The sequence below is a fragment of the Parazoarcus communis genome (assembly GCF_003111665.1).
In the GTDB taxonomy this organism is placed as follows: Bacteria; Pseudomonadota; Gammaproteobacteria; order Burkholderiales; family Rhodocyclaceae; genus Parazoarcus; species Parazoarcus communis_B.
Map to the genome: position 1 here is coordinate 4,394,209 of NZ_CP022188.1, position 17,389 is coordinate 4,411,597.

The window sequence follows — 17,389 nt, forward strand, 5'->3', positions numbered from 1 at the left end:
GGACCACCGATCATGCAACTGGACTGGACGACTTTCCTGCTCCAGATCGTCAATTTTCTGGTGCTGGTATGGCTGCTCAAGCGCTTTCTCTACCGCCCGGTGCTCGACGTGATCGCCCGCCGCCGCGAGGGGATCGAGAAAGCCCTGAATGACGCCCGCGAGGCCGAGACGCGCGCAGAAACCCTGCGTCAGGACTACGAGCGCAAGCTCGCCGAACAGGACAGCGCACAGGCGGCCGACATGGCCAGGCTTGGCGACGAACTCGCAGCAGAGCGCAGCCGCCGCATGGCCAAGCTCGATGCAGAACTGGCCGCGGAGCATGAGCGTCAGCTTGCGCTGGTCGAGAAACAGACGGCGGATGCCGGTCGCAAGGCAGGCGATGCCGCACGCGCTGCCGCCCTGAATTTCGTCAGCCGCCTGCTAGGCCGTCTATCGGGCGCCGAGCTCGACAGCCGGCTGGTCGACATGCTCATCGAGGATCTCGCCACACTGCCCGCCAAGCAACTTGAGGCCTTGCACGATGCAGCCGCCGCACCCGACGCCAGCCTGCAGCTCACCACCGCCCGGCCGCTGAGCGAAGCAGACCAGACGCGCCTGCTGAGCGCACTCAACGATGCCCTCGGGCGCAGCCTGCCGATGACGAAACAGATCGATCCATCCATGCAGTCGGGGCTGCGCGTTGGCATCGGCCCCTGGATGCTTGCCGCAAGCCTTGCCGACGAGCTGGTGTTTTTCCGTTCAGGGGCCCGCCGTGCGTGCTGAGCATCTTGATCCGCCCTCGACAGCAGACAGCGCCGACTACAGCCCGCGCCTGCGCGTTGTGGAGCGCGGCAAGGTCAGTTCGGTCGGTGATGGCGTGGTGTGGATCGAAGGCCTGCCTTCGGCACGCATGGACGGGATCGTCAGGATCTCGGACGGCAGCGAGGCGCTGGTTTTCCACCTCGCCGCAGACCGTATCGGCGCCATTCTGCTGACCACCACGCCGGCACTCATGCCTGGTTGCGAGGCACGGCAATCCGGCGACATTCTCACCATGCCGACCGGCGACGGCCTGCTCGGCAGAGTCATCGACCCCCTGGGTGCGCCGCTCGACGGTGGCGCCGCGCCGGACTGCAGCGGGCGGCGACCGATTGAAGGCAACTCTCCGCCCATCGTTGCACGTGACTTCGTCGACCGCCCGCTCTACACCGGCAGCAAGATCGTCGACACCCTGATTCCGATCGGCCGCGGCCAGCGCCAGCTGTTGATCGGCGACAATGGCACCGGCAAGAGCGCATTGGCGCTGGACGCGGTCATCAGCCAGCGCGACCAGAACGTGCGCTGCCTGTACGTGATGATCGGCCAGAAGCGCTCGTCGGTGGTGCAGACCATTGACACCCTGCGCACCCACGGCGCCCTGAGCTATACCACCATGGTCGTGGCCGAAGCCACGGCCAGCACCGGCCTGCGTTACCTGGCGCCCTTCTCCGGCTGTGCGATCGCGGAGGACTGGATGGACGCCGGTCACGATGCCCTGATCGTCTATGACGACCTCACCACGCACGCCCGCGCCTATCGCGAACTGTCACTGCTGCTGCGCCGCCCCCCGGGTCGCGAAGCCTATCCCGCCGACATCTTCTACCTGCACGCGCGCCTGCTTGAACGCTCTACCCGCCTCAGTGCTGCCAACGGCGGCGGCAGCATGACGGCGCTGCCGATTGCCGAAACCGAGCAGGGCGAGATTGCGGCCTATATCCCGACCAATCTGATCTCGATCACCGACGGACAGATCCACTTCGACAGCAAGCAGTTCGCCCGCGGCGTACTGCCGGCGATCGACATCACGCGCTCGGTCTCGCGCATCGGCGGCAAGGCCCAGCACGAGGCAATCAAGCGCGAAGCCGGGCGCATGAAGCTCGATTACCTGCAGTTTCTCGAACTCGAAGTGTTCACACGATTCGGCGCCAAGCTCGAAGCCTCGATGGAAGCACGCATCCGTCGCGGGCGGCTGCTGCGCGACATCCTCGCCCAGGATCGCCTCGACCCTCACAGCGCCCTCGACCAGCTCGCATGGCTCATCGCCTGCAACGAAAACCTGCTCGACGGACTCGACGACGGCGCCCTCGACGCCGCACTGCACAGCCTGCGCAACGGTGCTGCAGGCAGTGGCCTCACGCTCGACAGCCCGCGCACCGAATGGCTGACCGCCGTGCGCGGCTGGCTGAGTTCGGCCGCCGATACACTGGCCGCAGCCGGACCCGATGCACCTGCCGAGCTTGCCGACAGATCATGAGCAAGCGCCGCGAGCTCGAAGGCCATATCGACAGCCTCGCCGACATCGGCGAGTTGCTGGGGGCGATGAAGAATCTCGCGCTGGTCGAAAGCCGTCGCATCAATACCTTCATCGATGCCCAGCGCGCCGCCGCACGCATTGTCGAGAGCACGCTGGCGGATTTCATTGCGGACTATTCCGCACACATTGCGCCCCCTGCCACCCATGGCGAAGTGCTGTGTCTGATCGGATCCGAACGCGGCTTTTGCGGCGATCTCAACCAGCGCCTGATCGCCGAATCGAAAGCCGCGACGGCGGGTGCGCAGATCGTGCTCGTCGGCAGCCGTCTGGCCGACGCGTGGGCCCACGATTTCGCGGCGAGCATTCCCGGCGCAGGTTTTGGCGATGAGGTGCAGAACGTGCTCGCCAACCTCGTCGCCACCCTCACCCCCTTGCTTCAGGGGTCAAGGCAGTTCGGCCCGCCCGCGCTCAGCCTGCTATATCTCGGCGAAGCCGGCACGGTGCATCATTCGCTGCTGCCGGCGCCCGAACCACGTCGGGGCGGGCCGCGCCGCAGCCATGCGCTGCAGCTCACTCTGTCACCACAGGCCTTTCATGCCGCGCTGATCGACCAGTTTCTCGAGACCGCGCTCAGCGGCGCACTCTATGACGCCCTGCTGCACGAAAATCAGCTCCGTCTCGAACACATGGAACAGGCTGGCCACCGTATCGATGAACAGCTCGAAGACCTCGGCCGGCGCAGCAATCGTGCACGTCAGGAAGAAATCACCGAGGAGATCGAGATCATCCTGCTCTCAAGCCTCGGCGGCAGCGACACCTGAGCTCACCGCCCCTGTTCGAGGGCACGGTGATTCAGAGGTCCAGTTGCAAGGCCGCGAGTCGCGAATAAAGCCCGCCCTGTTTGCGCAAGTCATCCGGCGTGCCGGTTTCGACAATGCGCCCGCCGTCCATCACCACAATGCGATCGACCTTTTGCACGGTGGCGAGGCGATGCGCGATGATCAGCGTCGTCCGCCCTTCCATCGCCGCGTTCAGCCCCTGTTGCACCAGGATCTCGGATTCGGCGTCGAGCGCACTGGTGGCCTCGTCGAGCAGCAGCAGCCGCGCATGTTTGAGAATGGCGCGTGCAATCGCGATACGCTGGCGCTGCCCGCCCGACAGCCGCGTGCCACGCTCGCCCAGAAAGGTCTGGTAGCCCTCGGGCAGACGGCCGATGAATTCATCCACCAGGGCCGCGCGCGCCGCCTGCATCACTTCTTCGTCGGTCGCATCCATGCGTCCGTAGCGGATGTTCTCCAGCGCGTTGGCGGAGAAGATCACCGGGTCCTGCGGCACGATGGCGATGTCCTTGCGCAGATCGTGGAGGCTAAGCGTGCGGATATCCTGGTCGTTGATGAGCACGCTGCCGCCGGTGACCTCGTAGTAGCGCAACAAGAGCTGGAACAGGCTGGTCTTGCCCGCGCCCGACGGCCCCACCAGCGCAACACGCTCGCCCGGCCGGATGTCGAGGCAGATGTCATCAAGCGCGCGGATCTGAGGACGACCGGGGTAGGCAAAGACCACATGATCGAGCCGGATGCCGACCTGCGCCGCCGGCGACGGTTGCACGGTTTCGGCTTGTTCGCGGATGGCGGATTCGGCATGCAGCAAATCGAGCAGGCGTTCGGTCGCGCCGGCCGCGCGCATCACGTCGCCCCACACTTCGGCCATGGTCCCCACGCCGCCAGCCACCAAGGCGGCGTACAGCACAAAGGAGGCCAACTCGCCGCCGGTCATCACGCCTTCGTGCACCTGACGCGCACCCACCCACAGCACGAAGATGATGGTCCCCATCACCGCGGTGATGATCAGCGCTGTCAACGCTGCGCGCACCCGCGTACGCCGGATCGCGGTGACGAAGCTGGTTTCGGTACGATCGGAAAAGCGCTTCGCTTCCTGCCGCTCCTGGGTGCAGGCCTGCACCGTGGGCATGGCATTGAGAATCTCTCCAGCCAGCGCCGAAGTATCGGCAATGCGGTCCTGCGACTCGCGCGACAGGCGCCGCACCTTGCGCCCGATGGCCATGATCGGCAGCACCAGCAGGACCATCAGCACCAGGTTCAGGGAAAACAGATAGAAGCTGGTCACGGCCAGCATGATCATGCCGCCGATGAACTGGAACAGGCTGCGCAGCCCCATCGAGATCGAACTGCCGACCACGGTCTGGATCAGGGTGGTATCGCCGGTCAGGCGCGACAGCACCTCGCCCGTCTGCAAGGTCTCGAAAAACTGCGGCGACTGCGACAGCACCCGCGCATACACCGCATTGCGCAAGTCCGCCGTTGCCCGCTCGCCCACCCAGGACACGGTGTAATAGCGCATCGCCACCGCCAGCGCCCACAGGCTGGCCAGCCCGAACAAGGCCAAAAAATGGCCGTTCAGGCTCAGGGCACCGAGCAGGCTGCTGCCTGCGGCTTCCCGGCTTTGCGCACCGAAGCCGAAATCGATGAGATCGCGAAACGCCAGCGGTACCAGCAGGATCGTCCCTGATGCCACGCACAGCAATACAAAGGCCAGCGCAATGCGCGCCCGGTAGGGGCGTAAAAATGGCCACAGCCCGCTCAGCACCGAAAGCCGCCGCGGGCCCTTCGCCGGATCCTGCCTGTTCCGTGTCATCCGCGCATGGTCAGGACGGTTTGCGAAATTCGTTCGCAACCCACGCGTTTGCGCTGCTGGTCGTGAGCTTGAATCCGGCCGACACCCTGATCCGGGCAAGCTCCTCTCCATTGGCATCAAAGGCGGCGAGCATCGCGTAGGGGTCGTATTCGTCGGGTTCGATATCGAGGGTGACGTCGATACGCCCATCGTCGCTATTCACCGTGACCTTCTTGTGAAACATCGCGTGCAGTTGCTGCTCGTGCCGACGCCTGAACTCGGACGCAGTCTTGACCAAGGTATTGAACGCGTTGGCGTCGAGCGGCTTCGGATTCTTTTTGTCGCGCCCCATCGTCCACGGGCCAACCAGCGCAGGCTCGGGCTCGCCGTCGATGGTCATCGACACTGCCCAGCCCTCGTCATCTTCGTTCTTGATCACGCGCGCAGTCCAGCCGTCGTCGCACCACAGTCGCGCCTCTTTGATCGGCGCGGATTCGTCGAGCCCGTCGGACTCGCTGCTTGTCATCTCAGTCATCGTGCCATTTTACTGCTGCAGCGCACTTATCAGGGCCTGGCGCCACTGAAAAAGGCCGGCCCACTTGACCAGATCGGAGTCGGGCAGCGTATTCGGGGCGTACACTGTGCCGACCTGCAACATCAAGAAAACCCATGCTGGATATCGCCGCAACCTGTCTCGTCGTCACCGCACTCCTCGCCTACCTGAACCACCGCTTTGTCGGCCTGCCGACTTCGATCGGAGTCATGGTCACCGCGCTCGGTTTCTCGCTGCTGCTGGTCGGGCTGGATGCCTTCGACATCGTGCACGGTCTGCGCAACTATGAAGAATCCTTCCTGCGCTCGATCGATTTTTCCAACGTCCTGATGCAGGGCATGCTGTCCTTGCTGCTGTTCGCCGGCGCCCTGCATGTCGACCTGAGCGAACTGCGCGCCTACCGCTGGCAAATCGGATCGCTCGCTGTCGTTGGCACGCTGCTGTCGACACTGGTGGTCGGTCTTGCGATGTGGTGGGTGCTGCCCTGGGTCGGCCTGCCCCTGCCGCTGATCTACTGCCTGTTGTTCGGCGCGCTCATCTCGCCCACCGACCCGATTGCGGTGATGGGGATTCTCAAATCGGCTGGCGCACCGAAGGATCTCGAACTGGTGATCTCCGGCGAGTCGCTGTTCAACGACGGCGTCGGCGTCGTCATCTTCTCGCTGCTGCTCGGCACGCTGGCCAGCGGCGAAGCGCCGACTTTCGCCCACGGCGCCGAACTGCTCGTACATGAAGCCGGAGGCGGACTGCTGTTCGGTCTGGTGCTCGGCTATGTCACTTTCCGCCTGCTTCGCAGCATCGACAGCTACCAGGTCGAGGTGCTGATCACCCTTGCCACGGTCATGGGCGGCTACGCGCTGGCCAGCCGGCTTCACGTCTCCGGGCCACTGGCCATGGTGGTTGCCGGCCTGATCATCGGCAATCACGGACGCTCGATGGCGATGTCGGACACCACCCGTCATCACCTCGACCTGTTCTGGGAGCTCCTCGACGAGATCCTCAACGCGGTGCTCTTCGTGCTGATCGGCCTCGAGGTCATTCTCCTTCAGTTCAGCACGGGTATTGCCACGGCAGCCCTTGCCGCCATCGTGGTGACCCTGCTTGCCCGCACGCTCACCGTCGGGGTACCGATCAGCCTGCTCCATGCACGCTTCGGTTTGCCGAAAGGGGCTGCTCAGGTGCTGACCTGGGGCGGATTGCGCGGCGGCATCTCGGTCGCGCTCGCCCTGTCACTGCCCGCCGGGCCCGAGCGCGAGATCCTTGTCTCGCTCACCTACTGCGTGGTGGTGTGGTCGATTCTTGCCCAGGGACTCACGATCGCGGGGGTCGTGAAACGGACTGTGCGCACCTGACGCAGGATTGCGCCAGCCACCACTTCATCAGATCCCGACACGCCCCTTCACGCCAGCCATATCACGCACCAGAAAATGGACCAGCGCGACCAGGGGAAAAACACTGCCGATAGCACTCACCCACATCCAGCCACCGTGTTCGTAGAGCACGCTGGCCATGGCCGACCCTGCCGCGCCGCCGACGAAAATGCTGGTCATGTAGAGCGCATTGAGCCGGTTGCGAATGGCCGGGTCGAGCGCATAGATTTCGCGCTGCCCCAGAACCATGTTGGTTTGCACGCAGAAGTCCAGCACTACACCTGTCACCACCAGACCAATGATGCCGAGAGACGGCAACACCAGCACGGGCAGAAAACACATCGCACCGACGACAAGTGCGGCCAGTGTCGCAACCCGGGTATGTCCGGCGTCGGCCCAGCGCCCGGGGCGACAACGCTGGAACTTCACTATGGCGACACGCACCGAGTCCGTGGAAGTCGACGGCCCCTTCATCACCAACAGTCTGGACATGCTGCTCACGGCCACGCACGACGCACACGGCTTTGCCCTGCTACCGGAATGGCTCATACGCGACGACATCCGCAGCGGAAAACTCGAACCTGTGCTCGACGCCTGGCGCGTCACCCTTCCGGGTGGCGACGCGCACGTTTATGCAGCCTGCCTGCCGAACCGGCGCCATTCCCGCAAGGTGCATGCCTTCATACAGCATGTGAGCACCCACCTCTCGCAACCGGCTTGAGGAACGGCGTACCGATAGCATCGCAGAATGCCGCTAGAATCCGGGACGCAGGGGCGATCCGCGACCGATCCCTGGCCGCAGCCCCTTGCGATCGCGTCTTTGATCATGCGAACGGATTTCCGCCCCACAAGCGTGCCCTGGAGTTTTTTCGAATGCGTTTCCCCGTTCTTCTCATCGACCCGCAGGCAACGGACATCAAACACATCCTGGCGCAGTCGGCACCTGACATCGAGTTCATCGAGGACATCGGCGATGTCGAATCAGTCCGTCAATGCGAGATCTGGTTTGGCGCGCCTGACAAGGCGGCGGCGCTGCTGGTCAATGGCTTCAAGCCACGCTGGTTTCAATCGACATGGGCCGGAATCAGACCCTTGCTGTCGGACCGGCTTCCCACGGATTACCGGCTGAGCCGGGCGGTTGGCATATTTGGCCAGCCGATTGCAGAGTACGTTCTTGCCCGCCTCCTGGAGCATTCTCAGCAACTGCGCGCACGCGCGCTCAGTCAGGCTCATCAGGAATGGAATGCCAGCTTGCCGGGCGTCCTGTCCGGCAGCAAGGTCCTCATTGTCGGGGCGGGAGAAATCGGCCAGTCGGTTGCGGGCTATCTGCGGCCATTTGGCGTGCGCCTGACCGGCGTCGCAACACTGGCCAGACCCGTACCGAACTTTGATGCGGTGGTCACGCTTGCGGATCTATGCACCGTCGCCACCGACGCAGACTACGTCGTCAACATCCTGCCAGACACGACCGCAACAACGGACATCTTCGACGACGCCTTCTTCGCAGCGCTCAAGCCCGGCGCGATCTTCATCAATGTCGGGCGCGGCAGCGCAGTCGTCGATCGTGCGCTGATCAGCGCACTCGAACAGGGCCGGCTTGCCGCCGCCGTGCTGGACGTCTTCCGCGAGGAACCCCTCCCTGTGGCGCATCCATTCTGGACGACGCCGCGCCTGACCCTCACCGGGCATATTGCCGGCCCCACCATTCCATCCCTGATATGCGGGCTGTTTGTCGAAAATCTGCGCAGATTCAATGCGGGTGATGCGCTGAAAGGGGAAGTGGATTTCCTCAGGCCTTACTGATTTCGTTGAGCCCCGGGGTGCCCACCCATTTCTGCTGCATCTCGAGGCTTGGGCTCGCACCGGACGGTTCGCGGCACCACCCGCGAACCTCAGCCCTCACGCCACGTAGCGCAGAATCGCGAAATAATGGACGGCGCTGCCGCCGATCACGAACAGGTGCCAGATGCCGTGCCAGTGGGCGAACTTCTCGTCGAAGACGTAAAACACGATCCCCAGCGTATAGATGAGCCCACCCACCGCGACCCAGGCGAAGCCTTCAGGTGAAAGGGCCTCCATCAGCGGGAAGATCGCAGCCAGGGCTGCCCAGCCCATCAGCACGTACAGCACCAGCGACAACACTCGTGTGCGCTTGCCGAGCACAAACTCCTGCACGATTCCCACCAGCGCCAGCCCCCAGATCACGCCGAACAGCGACCAGCCCCATGGGCCCCGCAGACTGACCAGCGTAAAGGGGGTGTATGTGCCTGCGATCAGGAGGTAGATGGCGTTGTGGTCGAGTTTGCGGAAGAATCGCTTCAAATCGCCCTTGGTGCTGTGATAGGCGGTTGAGAAACCGTACAGCATGACCAGCGTGGTGCCATAGATGGCAAAGCTGACGATCTTCCACGGGTCGCCGCTCAGCGCGCCGATCACGATCAGCACGACTGCGCCGGTCAGCGCGAGTAGCGTGCCCACAAGATGGCTGTAGCTGTTGAATCTTTCGCCGTGATACACGACTACCCCCCCTTCATCGGACGATGTGTCGCAGTAAAAACAATGACTGTGAGCACCGCCGAACGGAATCGTTCGGGCCGGAAACATGTCCTGACAACACAGTCAGTGAACGCAACGAAAAGCGCTCACGACAAGGCGATCAGGCTGTGTTCTCAGGCGCTGCCGCTTCCACCGTCACTTTGACTTCAACCGTCATGCCCATGAAGGCATCCGGCGAACCGATATAGCTGCCCGTCAGCGGCGCCGCCTGTGAAGGATCGCGCACCACCGCGACCCGGATCAGGTTGCGTCCGCCAACGATTGCGTTGGTCGGATCAAACGGCAGCCAGCCCGCGCCCGGCAGATAGACATGCACCCAGGCATGCGACGCGCCGCCGCCAACCATGCCACTCTCGGCACCCAGCAGGGACTCGTCATAGAGGTAACCGGACACGAAGCGCGCCGCCAGACCGAGACTTCGTACCGCCTCCATCATGAACAGGGCGAAATCGCGACAACTGCCTCTGCCGAGATTGAGGGTTTCGATCGGCGTACGGGTACCCTCCTCGTCGCGTGACTCGTAGGCAAACTGGGCCTTGATCGCATGGGTAATGGCAATCAGCACATCCAGCGTGCGGTCGGTGCCGGCATCGGCGCAAACCTTGCGCACCCAGGCGTCGACCCTGTGCTCGGGGTCCTTGTACTGGCGCTCGTTGCAGCGGGCCAGATCGGGAATTTCACTGGCGTCGTAGCTGAAGGGGAGCCGCTCGGCATAGGGCTCGACCATGTCGACATCGGCATGGGAGGGATAGTGCTCGGCCACGAAGGTGGAATCGAACACCAACTCTGAAGCCTGCTCTTCGAAGCTCGCAATCAGCACCGAGTTGCTGAACACATCGTGAATCCAGCGCAGCTTGGCCGGCGGATTGATGCTGATCCCGGTATCGACCAGACGCAGGTCGTGACTGTCCCGCGGACGACACATGAAGCGGTGCTCGCTGAATGCCACCGGCTCGCTGTAGCGATAGACCGTTCTATGCGAAACCTTCAGTCGTGCCATTTCCTGCTCCTTTGATACTTCGTGTCTCGATGTGTGCGGGCATCACCCGCGCAACATTCATTTTCCGGCGTCTGTGGGTCAGCGGCGTGTCAGCAGCAGCCCGCATTCGAGGTGGTGCGTATACGGAAACTGGTCGAACACCGCTGCAGCGCTGATCTGGTGCGTGCCCTGCAGCGCAGCGACGTTGTCCTGCAGCGTCTGCGGGTTGCATGAAATGTACAGGATGCGGTCGAAGCCGCGGGCCAGTTCCACCGTCGGTGCGTCCAGACCGCTGCGCGGCGGATCGACAAAGAGCGTGGTGAAGCGGTAGCTGTCGAGATCGACGTCCTTCATGCGCAGGTATTCGCGCGTGCGGGCCAGCGCGCCGCTGATCTCGTCGCTGGACATGCGCACCATCTGCACATTGTCGACGCCGTTGGCCAGAAGGTTGTAATTCGCGGCGCCCACCGACGTCTTGCTGACTTCGGTCGCAAGCACACGGCCGAAGCACGGCGCGAGTGCGACGGTGAAGTTGCCATTGCCGCAGTAGAGCTCGAGCAGATCGCCATCCAGACTGGCAGTCTGAGCGCAAGCCCAGCCCAGCATCTTGCGATTCACACCGGCATTGGGCTGGGTAAAGCTGCCTTCGATCTGCTGGTAGCGCAACTGACGTCCGTTGAGCTCGAAGGATTCGAGCACCCAGTCCTGCTCAAGCACGATCTTCTGCTTGCGGCTGCGCCCGATCAGCTTCACGCCCAGCTCGGCCGCCAGCTCGCGGGCGGCCGGCTCCCAGCTCTCGTCCAGCGGGCGGTGATACACCAGCGTGATCAGCATCTCGCCGCTCAGCGTGGCCAGAAAATCGACCTGGAACAGGCGGTGCCTGAGCGCCTGACTGCCCTGCAGACGTTCGCGCAGTCGCGGCATCATCGCGCTGATGGCTTCGCAGGCTTGCGGGAAATGCTCGATGGTCACGGGCACCTTGGGCTCTGCGGGGTCGAACATCGCGTAATCGATCCGCTCGCCGTCGTGCCACATCCTGAACTCCGCGCGCATGCGGTAGTGCAAGGGCTCGGAGGCAAACACCTCGGGTTCAGGCAGCTCAAAGGCCGCAAAGTTGTGCTTGAACTGCGACACCTTGTCCGCGAGCTGATCTGCGTAGGTAGAGGGGTCGATGGTGGGAATGGGCATGATGTCCTTGGGTGTTGAGGCCGTCCCGAAGGAAAGCAGCCGATGCGAGTCGAACGGACCTGGCCGTTGGCAGAGGGCGGAATATACCCTTGTCAGCCGCCGGCCGGGAGCCTCATCGGTCAGCGTCCGTGCAATACCGCGCGATCTGCTTCGCTTGCAAACAGCGCGTCCGCCATGGCGGCAATTTCCCGCGGAATCTGCGACAGCGGCCCGCCAGCCGCCTCTGCCGCGCGGATCAGTTTGGTAACCACGTCCGCCATCGGCAAGGATGCGCCGAAGTACAGTGGCGCGCCATCGCGGAAAATTGCCAGCGTCGGAAACGTCTCGACGTCCAGATCATTGGCCAGATCCGCTTCATCCTCAATATCCAGCCACGAGAACACGATATGCGGGTGCTCTGCGGCAAGCTGCTCCAGCACGGGACGGAATGAACGGCAGGTACCGCACCAGTCGGCGCACAGGGCAAGTACGACGTGGCAATGCTCTGGCCGCGACGCTGTTGCGTCACTCAGCAGTGCGAGAGGAAGAAGGGTGGACATCGGCGGGAAAGAGGGTGGATACATCGAACGGGTATAGCTTGTCCGAAAAACGGACTTTAGACCACCCCGGATATCCCTGCCTCGCCTGATACCGAACGAAATAAAAAATACCCACTGGGCGGCAGCTCCATCCAGTGGGCAGACAAAAGCGGGTACGAGGAACCGAGGAGACTGTACCCGCTGGATACGAACGAGAAGACCGCTCAGAACACCGACGTATCGAAGCGCACCAGCACCTCGCCCGACGCCCGAACCGTGGTCGCATGCGCCATGACCTGTGGCCCGAAGGTCGTCATGTAGAAGCGCGCAAGTTCGATCAGGCTGGCGTGATACTGCGCATCGCCTTCAGCCGCCATGATGCGGCGACGCGCGGCCTGCGCTGCGCGCGCGAGTTGCCAGCCACCGCACACGGTACCGAGCAGGTGCAGAAATGGCACCGCCCCCGCCAGTACATCTCCAAGGCGATCCTTGCCGTTGGAGAGCATCCACTCCAGGGTCTGCTCCAGGCTGTCCAGTTGCACTGCCAGCCCGGCGCCAATCGATGCCAGCTCGCCATCCTCTTCGAGCTGACTGACAGTGCCACGGATGTCGGCGATCAACTCGCTCAGCGTCGCCCCGCGCTCGCGCAGGATCTTGCGCCCGACCAGATCGTTGGCCTGAATGCCGGTGGTGCCCTCGTAAATGGTAATGATGCGGGCGTCGCGAAAGAACTGGGCTACCCCGGTCTCTTCGACGAAACCCATGCCACCGAAGACCTGGATGGCCTCGTCGCAGACATCGTTTCCGACCTCGGTGCACCAGCCCTTGGCCACCGGCATCAGCAGGTCTACATAGCGTCGGCACTTGTCTGCCTGCGCTGCGTCGGGACTGTGATGGGCAAAATCGAACCAGCCGGCTGCGGTGTACAACAGGGCCCGCATGGCCATCACCCGCGCCCGCATGCCCAGCAGCATGCGCTTGACGTCCGGGTGATGGATGATCGGCCTGCCGGTTTCGCCGCTGACCGCATCCCGCCCCTGAACGCGATCCTGCGCATAGGCGAGTGCAAACTGCCAGGCGCGTTCGCCCAGTCCAGCCCCCTGCACGCCGACACCGAAACGGGCCTCGTTCATCATGATGAACATGGTTTCCAGGCCACAATTGGGGGCGCCCACGAGGTAGCCGGTCGCGCCTCCCTGATCGCCGAAACTCAGGGTGCAGGTCGGACTGCCGTGAATGCCCATCTTGTGTTCGATGGAGATGCAGCGCACGTCGTTCTTCGCCCCCGGTGCGCCATCCGGACCGACCAGAAACTTGGGCACGATGAACAGCGACAGCCCCTTTACCCCAGCCGGCGCATCCGGCAAACGGGCCAGCACCAGGTGCACGATGTTGGGCGTGAGTTCATGCTCGCCGTATGAGATGAAGATCTTCTGTCCGTAGATGCGGTAGCTGCCGTCACCGGCTGGCTCGGCACGTGCGCGGGTGGCAGCGAGGTCCGAACCGGCCTGCGGTTCGGTGAGGTTCATCGTGCTGCTCCACTCACCGCTCACCACCTTGTGCAGCCAGGTTGCCTTCTGCTCCTCGCTGGCCGCGATCAGCAGGGCTTCGGCCTGACTGACATTGAGTTGCGGCAGCATGGTGAAGGCCATATTGGTGGAGAACCACATCTCCCACACCGGCGTGGACACCAGCTTTGGCAGCCCCTGACCGCCAAACTCGGTCGGCAGCGACAGGCCGAGCCAGCCCGCATCACGGAACTGGTCGTAAGCGGCCTGCCAACCATCGGGTGCAAGCACACGCCCATCTTCCAGCCGGCAGCCCTGCAGATCACCCTGGCGGTTGATCGGGGCCAGTACGCCGGCGGCGAACTTGCCGGCTTCCTCGAGGATGGCCGCCACCAGATCGGGCGACGCATCCTCGCAGCCCGGCAGGCCTGCGATGGCATCGAGCCCGGCAAGCTCGTTCAGGATGAACTGCATGTCGCGCAAGGGCGCGTTGTAATCGAACATGATGAAGTCTCCTCGCCCCGATGCCAGAGCGATCGGGACGGCTCGTGTTGCGCTGGTTACTCGCAGGCGGCGCGAATGTCTTCCGGAATCGGCACGGCCTTGATGCGCAGTGGATCTTCCGGGTCCTGAATGGCAAAGACCCGCACCTCACGCCCTTCGCACAGCACGGTATCGCCGCGCCGGGCAACATGGCGCATGACAAAGCTCTTGTTGTTCCAGGTCTCAACCGAGGATTCGATCTCGATATCCTCGCCATAGGTTGCGGAACTCATGAACTTTGCCTGTGCATCCACCAGCGGGGTGCCGATGATGCCGCGCGTGGCCAGCGTGTCGCGCCAGCTTGGTACGCCACAGGCGGTAAAGAACTCGCGGCTCGACGTGTCGAACCACTTGAAATAGTTGGCGAAGAAAACGATCTGCGCCGGATCGCAATCGCTGAAAGCGATACGCATGCGAAAAATGTTGCTGCGTGCCATGAGATCTTCCTTGTCAGCGCGGTGCAAGCCGGATCGCTCCGTCCAGCCGGATGGTTTCGCCGTTGATCATGATGTTGTCGACGATGCTGCAGACCAGCTTCGCGTATTCCGCCGGCTGACCGAGACGCTGCGGGAATGGCACGGATTCACCCAGTGACTGCTGCACTTCGGGCGGCAGGGTGTGCATCATCGGCGTCAGGAACAGTCCGGGCGCGATGGTGACCACGCGGATGCCGCTGCGTGCCAGCTCCCGCGCGATCGGCAGCGTCATCGACACGATGCCGCCCTTCGACGCTGCATAAGCCGCCTGCCCGATCTGCCCCTCGTAGGCGGCAACCGATGCGGTGTTGACGATCACGCCGCGCTCGCCGTCGGCCTGTGCTTCGCAGCGAGCCATGGCTTCCGCCGCCAGCCGGATCATGTTGAAGGTGCCGATCAGATTGACCTGGATGGTGCGGGAGAAACTCTCCAGCGCCATCGCCCCCTCCTTGCCCAGCACCTTGCCGGCGGTGCCGATGCCGGCACAGTTGATCAGGCCGTGCAGGCCACCAAAGCGCGATACCGCCAGATCGACTGCGGCGCGGGCATCGGCTTCGTCAGCGACGTTGGTCCGCACGCAGACCGCGCGTTCGCCCAGCATCGCTGCCAGCTGATTGCCAAGTTCGACGTTGAGGTCGGCAATCACCACATTGGCGCCCGCTGCATGCAATGCTCGCACACTGGCTTCGCCCAGGCCTGAGGCCCCTCCGGTGACGATGAAGGTGTTGTTTTCGAATTTCATGCTGTACTCCGTATGACGCTCAGTTGGCGTTCTCAACCACAATCGCAACCCCTTGCCCGCCACCGGCACAGGCCGACGAAACGCCGAACTGCAGGCCGGCCTCCTTCAGTTCGCGGGCCACGGTGGTGGTGAGGCGAACACCCGAGGCGCCCAGCGGATGGCCGATTGCGATGGCGCCGCCATGCACGTTGCTCTTGTCGCGGTCGAGCCCGAGCTCGCGCTCGCAGGCCAGATACTGCGCACCGAAAGCCTCGTTGATCTCGATACGGCCCAGGTCGCCCACCGTGATGCCCGCCGATTTCGCCGCCGCGCGGATCGCCGGCGCTGGGCCGATCCCCATGATTTCGGGTGGCACGGCGACCGCAGCCCCAGCCACGATGCGCGCCAGGGGTTTGATGCCATTGGCGCGAACCCAGTCGCCATGCGCCACGATCACGGCAGCCGCACCATCGACGATGGCAGAACTGTTGCCGCCGGTCTGCACACCACCGAAGGCTGGGCGAAGCTTCTGCAGCGTCTCGAAGGAGGTCGGGCGGACGTGACCGTCGCGCTCGCAGTGCTGGGCGCGATCGGCGAGCTTGAGGCCGCGGGGCTGATAGCCCTCGAGCTCCCATTTACTGTTGACGACGGTACTGACCTCATCCGAAAAATAGCCCGCATCCCATGCGGCTGCCGCGCGGGCAAAGCTCTGCTCGGCGAATCGATCGACCTCTTCACGACCGATGCCGTACATCTTCGCGAGATTCTCGGCGGTATCGCCCATGCCGCCACCGAACACGGGGTCCTTGGTTGCCTCCCACAGGAAGTCCTTGAACTCGACCTGCCCCATGCGAAAGCCCGCGCGATGGGTGTATGAAGACACCGGGTTGCGCGACATCGACTCGGTGCCGACACACAGCATCACCTTGGCCTTGCCCAGCTTGATCTGGTCTGCCGCGGTCAGAATGGTCTCGAAACCAGTGCCGCACAGACGCTGCACCAGCACCGCAGGCGCGTTGGGATTCACCCCCGAATACAGGCCAATGTGGCGCGGCAGGAAATAGGCGTCGAAACTGGCCTGCGCCATGTTGCCGGCGACAGTGCCACCAACCTCGGAGGCCGGCACACCGCTCTTCTCGAACAAGGCGCGGGCGGCAAAGATGCCGAGATCCGTCGGCGAAACGTCACGCAAGACGCCGTTGTAGTCGACAAAGGGTGTGCGCTGACCGGCCACCAGCCAGATGTCGTCATAGTTGTTAACGAGAGCGGATGCTTCTGAAGCTTCGAATTGCTTGTTCATTTTTGCGGTCCCTTGCCTTTACGGGTGAGGAAGTGCCCGATGCGCTCGGCCACTTCGGGGCTGGTCTGGGTCAGTGCGGCGGTCAGCGACTCGACGAAGAAGCCGTCATCGGTGGCCATGTTGTCGATGCGCGAAATGGCGGAGACCATCGCCCAGTTCGCCATCGGGGCGTTCTCGGCAATGCGGCGCGCCAGGGCCTGCGCCTTCGCCAGCGATTCTCCGGCGCCGACAAGGTAGTGCGACAGGCCAAGGCGCAAGCCTTCGTCGGCATCGAGAATGCGCCCGGTCAGCATCATTTCGCACATGCGCCCCGGACCGATTATCTTGGCCACACGAACCGACGCCCCGCCACCGACGAAAATGCCGTGCCGGCCTTCCGGCAGCTGATAGATCGTGTTCGGCTCCGACACGCGGACGTGGGTGGCCGTCGCGAGTTCCAGTCCCCCACCGATCACCGCGCCCTGCATTGCTGCGATCACCGGGATGCCGCCGTTCTGGATGCGGTCGAAAATGCGGTGCCAGCCACGCGAGTGCTGCATCACGCCAAAGGGCTCGCGATGCTGGTGCTCGGATAGGTCGAGACCGGCGCAGAAGTGCTCGCCCTCGCCCGCCAGAACGATCGCCCGCGTCCCTTCAGGAATGGCAATCAGCGCCGCCTCGAGCGCAGCCAGCAAACGGTCGCTCACTGCGTTGCGTTTCTCTGGCCGCGCCAGTGTGATGTTGTAGATTGTGTCCTCGACCGAGGTCTTGACCAGTTGTTCGCTCATGCGT

General features: G+C 63.6%; 18 protein-coding genes. 6 read left to right on the forward strand and 12 right to left on the reverse strand.

Going from position 1 to position 17,389, the window contains the following annotated elements; all coding sequences use genetic code 11:
* Nucleotides 1–12: 12 nt before the first annotated feature.
* The 3 genes from CEW87_RS19975 to CEW87_RS19985 are packed head-to-tail and all read left to right on the forward strand — an operon-like array spanning nt 13 to nt 3,093.
* Nucleotides 13–762, forward strand: a complete 750-nt coding sequence (locus CEW87_RS19975) for a F0F1 ATP synthase subunit delta (RefSeq protein ID WP_108975831.1) — start codon at nt 13–15, stop codon at nt 760–762.
* Entirely contained in the window at nt 752–2,272 is a 1,521-nt protein-coding gene (locus CEW87_RS19980) for a F0F1 ATP synthase subunit alpha (protein ID WP_108975833.1), read from the forward strand. The genes CEW87_RS19975 and CEW87_RS19980 overlap by 11 nt, the downstream gene beginning before the upstream one ends.
* Nucleotides 2,269–3,093 carry a F0F1 ATP synthase subunit gamma gene (locus CEW87_RS19985; protein WP_159098220.1) on the forward strand — a complete coding sequence of 275 codons (825 nt, stop codon included), beginning with the start codon at nt 2,269–2,271 and terminating at the stop codon, nt 3,091–3,093. The genes CEW87_RS19980 and CEW87_RS19985 overlap by 4 nt, the downstream gene beginning before the upstream one ends.
* Before the next feature lie 31 nt (nt 3,094–3,124).
* On the opposite strand, the gene CEW87_RS19990 is transcribed toward CEW87_RS19985, so the two are convergent.
* Nucleotides 3,125–4,927, reverse strand: coding sequence for an ABC transporter transmembrane domain-containing protein (locus tag CEW87_RS19990; RefSeq protein ID WP_108975837.1), 1,803 nt, complete (start codon nt 4,925–4,927; stop codon nt 3,125–3,127).
* Nucleotides 4,928–4,937: 10 nt separating this feature from the next.
* Nucleotides 4,938–5,441: a hypothetical protein gene (locus CEW87_RS19995; RefSeq protein ID WP_108975839.1), complete on the reverse strand. Its 504-nt coding sequence runs from the start codon at nt 5,439–5,441 to the stop codon at nt 4,938–4,940.
* 134 nt (nt 5,442–5,575) lie between these two features.
* On the opposite strand from CEW87_RS19995, the gene CEW87_RS20000 reads away from it, so the two are divergent.
* Nucleotides 5,576–6,811: a cation:proton antiporter gene (locus CEW87_RS20000; RefSeq protein WP_108975841.1), complete on the forward strand. Its 1,236-nt coding sequence runs from the start codon at nt 5,576–5,578 to the stop codon at nt 6,809–6,811.
* A gap of 27 nt (nt 6,812–6,838) precedes the next feature.
* On the opposite strand, the gene CEW87_RS22625 is transcribed toward CEW87_RS20000, so the two are convergent.
* Nucleotides 6,839–7,273 (reverse strand): hypothetical protein, encoded by a 435-nt coding sequence (locus tag CEW87_RS22625; protein WP_199917072.1) that lies wholly within the window; start codon nt 7,271–7,273, stop codon nt 6,839–6,841.
* On the opposite strand from CEW87_RS22625, the gene CEW87_RS22630 reads away from it, so the two are divergent.
* Both CEW87_RS22630 and CEW87_RS20015 read left to right on the forward strand, forming a co-directional pair.
* The gene (locus tag CEW87_RS22630; RefSeq protein WP_199917073.1) at nt 7,260–7,550 is read left to right on the forward strand and encodes a LysR substrate-binding domain-containing protein; all 291 of its coding nucleotides are present in this window, start codon (nt 7,260–7,262) and stop codon (nt 7,548–7,550) included. The two genes, CEW87_RS22625 and CEW87_RS22630, sit on opposite strands and share 14 nt — an antisense overlap.
* Nucleotides 7,547–8,632 (forward strand): D-2-hydroxyacid dehydrogenase, encoded by a 1,086-nt coding sequence (locus CEW87_RS20015; protein ID WP_199917074.1) that lies wholly within the window; start codon nt 7,547–7,549, stop codon nt 8,630–8,632. Before CEW87_RS22630 ends, CEW87_RS20015 begins: the two co-directional genes overlap by 4 nt.
* Nucleotides 8,633–8,728: 96 nt before the next feature.
* On the opposite strand, the gene trhA is transcribed toward CEW87_RS20015, so the two are convergent.
* The 9 genes from trhA to CEW87_RS20060 form a co-directional block, all read right to left on the reverse strand.
* Nucleotides 8,729–9,346, reverse strand: coding sequence for a PAQR family membrane homeostasis protein TrhA (gene trhA, locus CEW87_RS20020; RefSeq protein WP_108975849.1), 618 nt, complete (start codon nt 9,344–9,346; stop codon nt 8,729–8,731).
* Between the two features lie 139 nt (nt 9,347–9,485).
* Entirely contained in the window at nt 9,486–10,385 is a 900-nt protein-coding gene (locus CEW87_RS20025; protein WP_108975851.1) for a transglutaminase family protein, read from the reverse strand.
* A 78-nt stretch (nt 10,386–10,463) separates the two neighbouring features.
* Nucleotides 10,464–11,552 (reverse strand): tRNA (uridine(54)-C5)-methyltransferase TrmA, encoded by a 1,089-nt coding sequence (trmA, locus tag CEW87_RS20030; protein WP_108975853.1) that lies wholly within the window; start codon nt 11,550–11,552, stop codon nt 10,464–10,466.
* Nucleotides 11,553–11,671: 119 nt separating this feature from the next.
* The gene (locus CEW87_RS20035) at nt 11,672–12,091 is read right to left on the reverse strand and encodes a thioredoxin family protein (RefSeq protein ID WP_108975855.1); all 420 of its coding nucleotides are present in this window, start codon (nt 12,089–12,091) and stop codon (nt 11,672–11,674) included.
* A gap of 203 nt (nt 12,092–12,294) precedes the next feature.
* The gene (locus tag CEW87_RS20040; protein WP_108975857.1) at nt 12,295–14,082 is read right to left on the reverse strand and encodes an acyl-CoA dehydrogenase; all 1,788 of its coding nucleotides are present in this window, start codon (nt 14,080–14,082) and stop codon (nt 12,295–12,297) included.
* Nucleotides 14,083–14,138: 56 nt separating this feature from the next.
* A complete protein-coding gene (locus CEW87_RS20045; RefSeq protein WP_108977406.1) occupies nt 14,139–14,558 on the reverse strand; it encodes an acyl-CoA thioesterase in 420 nt (139 codons plus the stop codon).
* A gap of 13 nt (nt 14,559–14,571) precedes the next feature.
* Complete coding sequence (locus CEW87_RS20050) at nt 14,572–15,339, reverse strand: 3-hydroxyacyl-CoA dehydrogenase (RefSeq protein WP_108975859.1); 768 nt, start codon at nt 15,337–15,339, stop codon at nt 14,572–14,574.
* Between the two features lie 19 nt (nt 15,340–15,358).
* A complete protein-coding gene (locus CEW87_RS20055) occupies nt 15,359–16,618 on the reverse strand; it encodes a thiolase family protein (RefSeq protein WP_108975861.1) in 1,260 nt (419 codons plus the stop codon).
* On the reverse strand, nt 16,615–17,385 hold the full coding sequence (locus CEW87_RS20060; RefSeq protein WP_108975863.1) for a crotonase/enoyl-CoA hydratase family protein: 771 nt from the start codon (nt 17,383–17,385) through the stop codon (nt 16,615–16,617). Before CEW87_RS20060 ends, CEW87_RS20055 begins: the two co-directional genes overlap by 4 nt.
* Nucleotides 17,386–17,389: the final 4 nt, after the last annotated feature.

What these genes read in the sequence shown, in the direction of transcription:
- CEW87_RS19975 (WP_108975831.1), top strand. Translation starts at nt 13, where the DNA reads ATGCAACTGGACTGGACGACTTTCCTGCTCCAGATCGTCAATTTTCTG.
- CEW87_RS19985 (WP_159098220.1), top strand. Translation starts at nt 2,269, where the DNA reads ATGAGCAAGCGCCGCGAGCTCGAAGGCCATATCGACAGCCTCGCCGAC.
- CEW87_RS19990 (WP_108975837.1), bottom strand. Translation starts at nt 4,927, where the DNA reads ATGACACGGAACAGGCAGGATCCGGCGAAGGGCCCGCGGCGGCTTTCG.
- CEW87_RS19995 (WP_108975839.1), bottom strand. Translation starts at nt 5,441, where the DNA reads ATGACTGAGATGACAAGCAGCGAGTCCGACGGGCTCGACGAATCCGCG.
- CEW87_RS20000 (WP_108975841.1), top strand. Translation starts at nt 5,576, where the DNA reads ATGCTGGATATCGCCGCAACCTGTCTCGTCGTCACCGCACTCCTCGCC.
- CEW87_RS22630 (WP_199917073.1), top strand. Translation starts at nt 7,260, where the DNA reads ATGGCGACACGCACCGAGTCCGTGGAAGTCGACGGCCCCTTCATCACC.
- CEW87_RS20025 (WP_108975851.1), bottom strand. Translation starts at nt 10,385, where the DNA reads ATGGCACGACTGAAGGTTTCGCATAGAACGGTCTATCGCTACAGCGAG.
- trmA (WP_108975853.1), bottom strand. Translation starts at nt 11,552, where the DNA reads ATGCCCATTCCCACCATCGACCCCTCTACCTACGCAGATCAGCTCGCG.
- CEW87_RS20035 (WP_108975855.1), bottom strand. Translation starts at nt 12,091, where the DNA reads ATGTCCACCCTTCTTCCTCTCGCACTGCTGAGTGACGCAACAGCGTCG.
- CEW87_RS20040 (WP_108975857.1), bottom strand. Translation starts at nt 14,082, where the DNA reads ATGTTCGATTACAACGCGCCCTTGCGCGACATGCAGTTCATCCTGAAC.
- CEW87_RS20045 (WP_108977406.1), bottom strand. Translation starts at nt 14,558, where the DNA reads ATGGCACGCAGCAACATTTTTCGCATGCGTATCGCTTTCAGCGATTGC.
- CEW87_RS20050 (WP_108975859.1), bottom strand. Translation starts at nt 15,339, where the DNA reads ATGAAATTCGAAAACAACACCTTCATCGTCACCGGAGGGGCCTCAGGC.
- CEW87_RS20055 (WP_108975861.1), bottom strand. Translation starts at nt 16,618, where the DNA reads ATGAACAAGCAATTCGAAGCTTCAGAAGCATCCGCTCTCGTTAACAAC.
- CEW87_RS20060 (WP_108975863.1), bottom strand. Translation starts at nt 17,385, where the DNA reads ATGAGCGAACAACTGGTCAAGACCTCGGTCGAGGACACAATCTACAAC.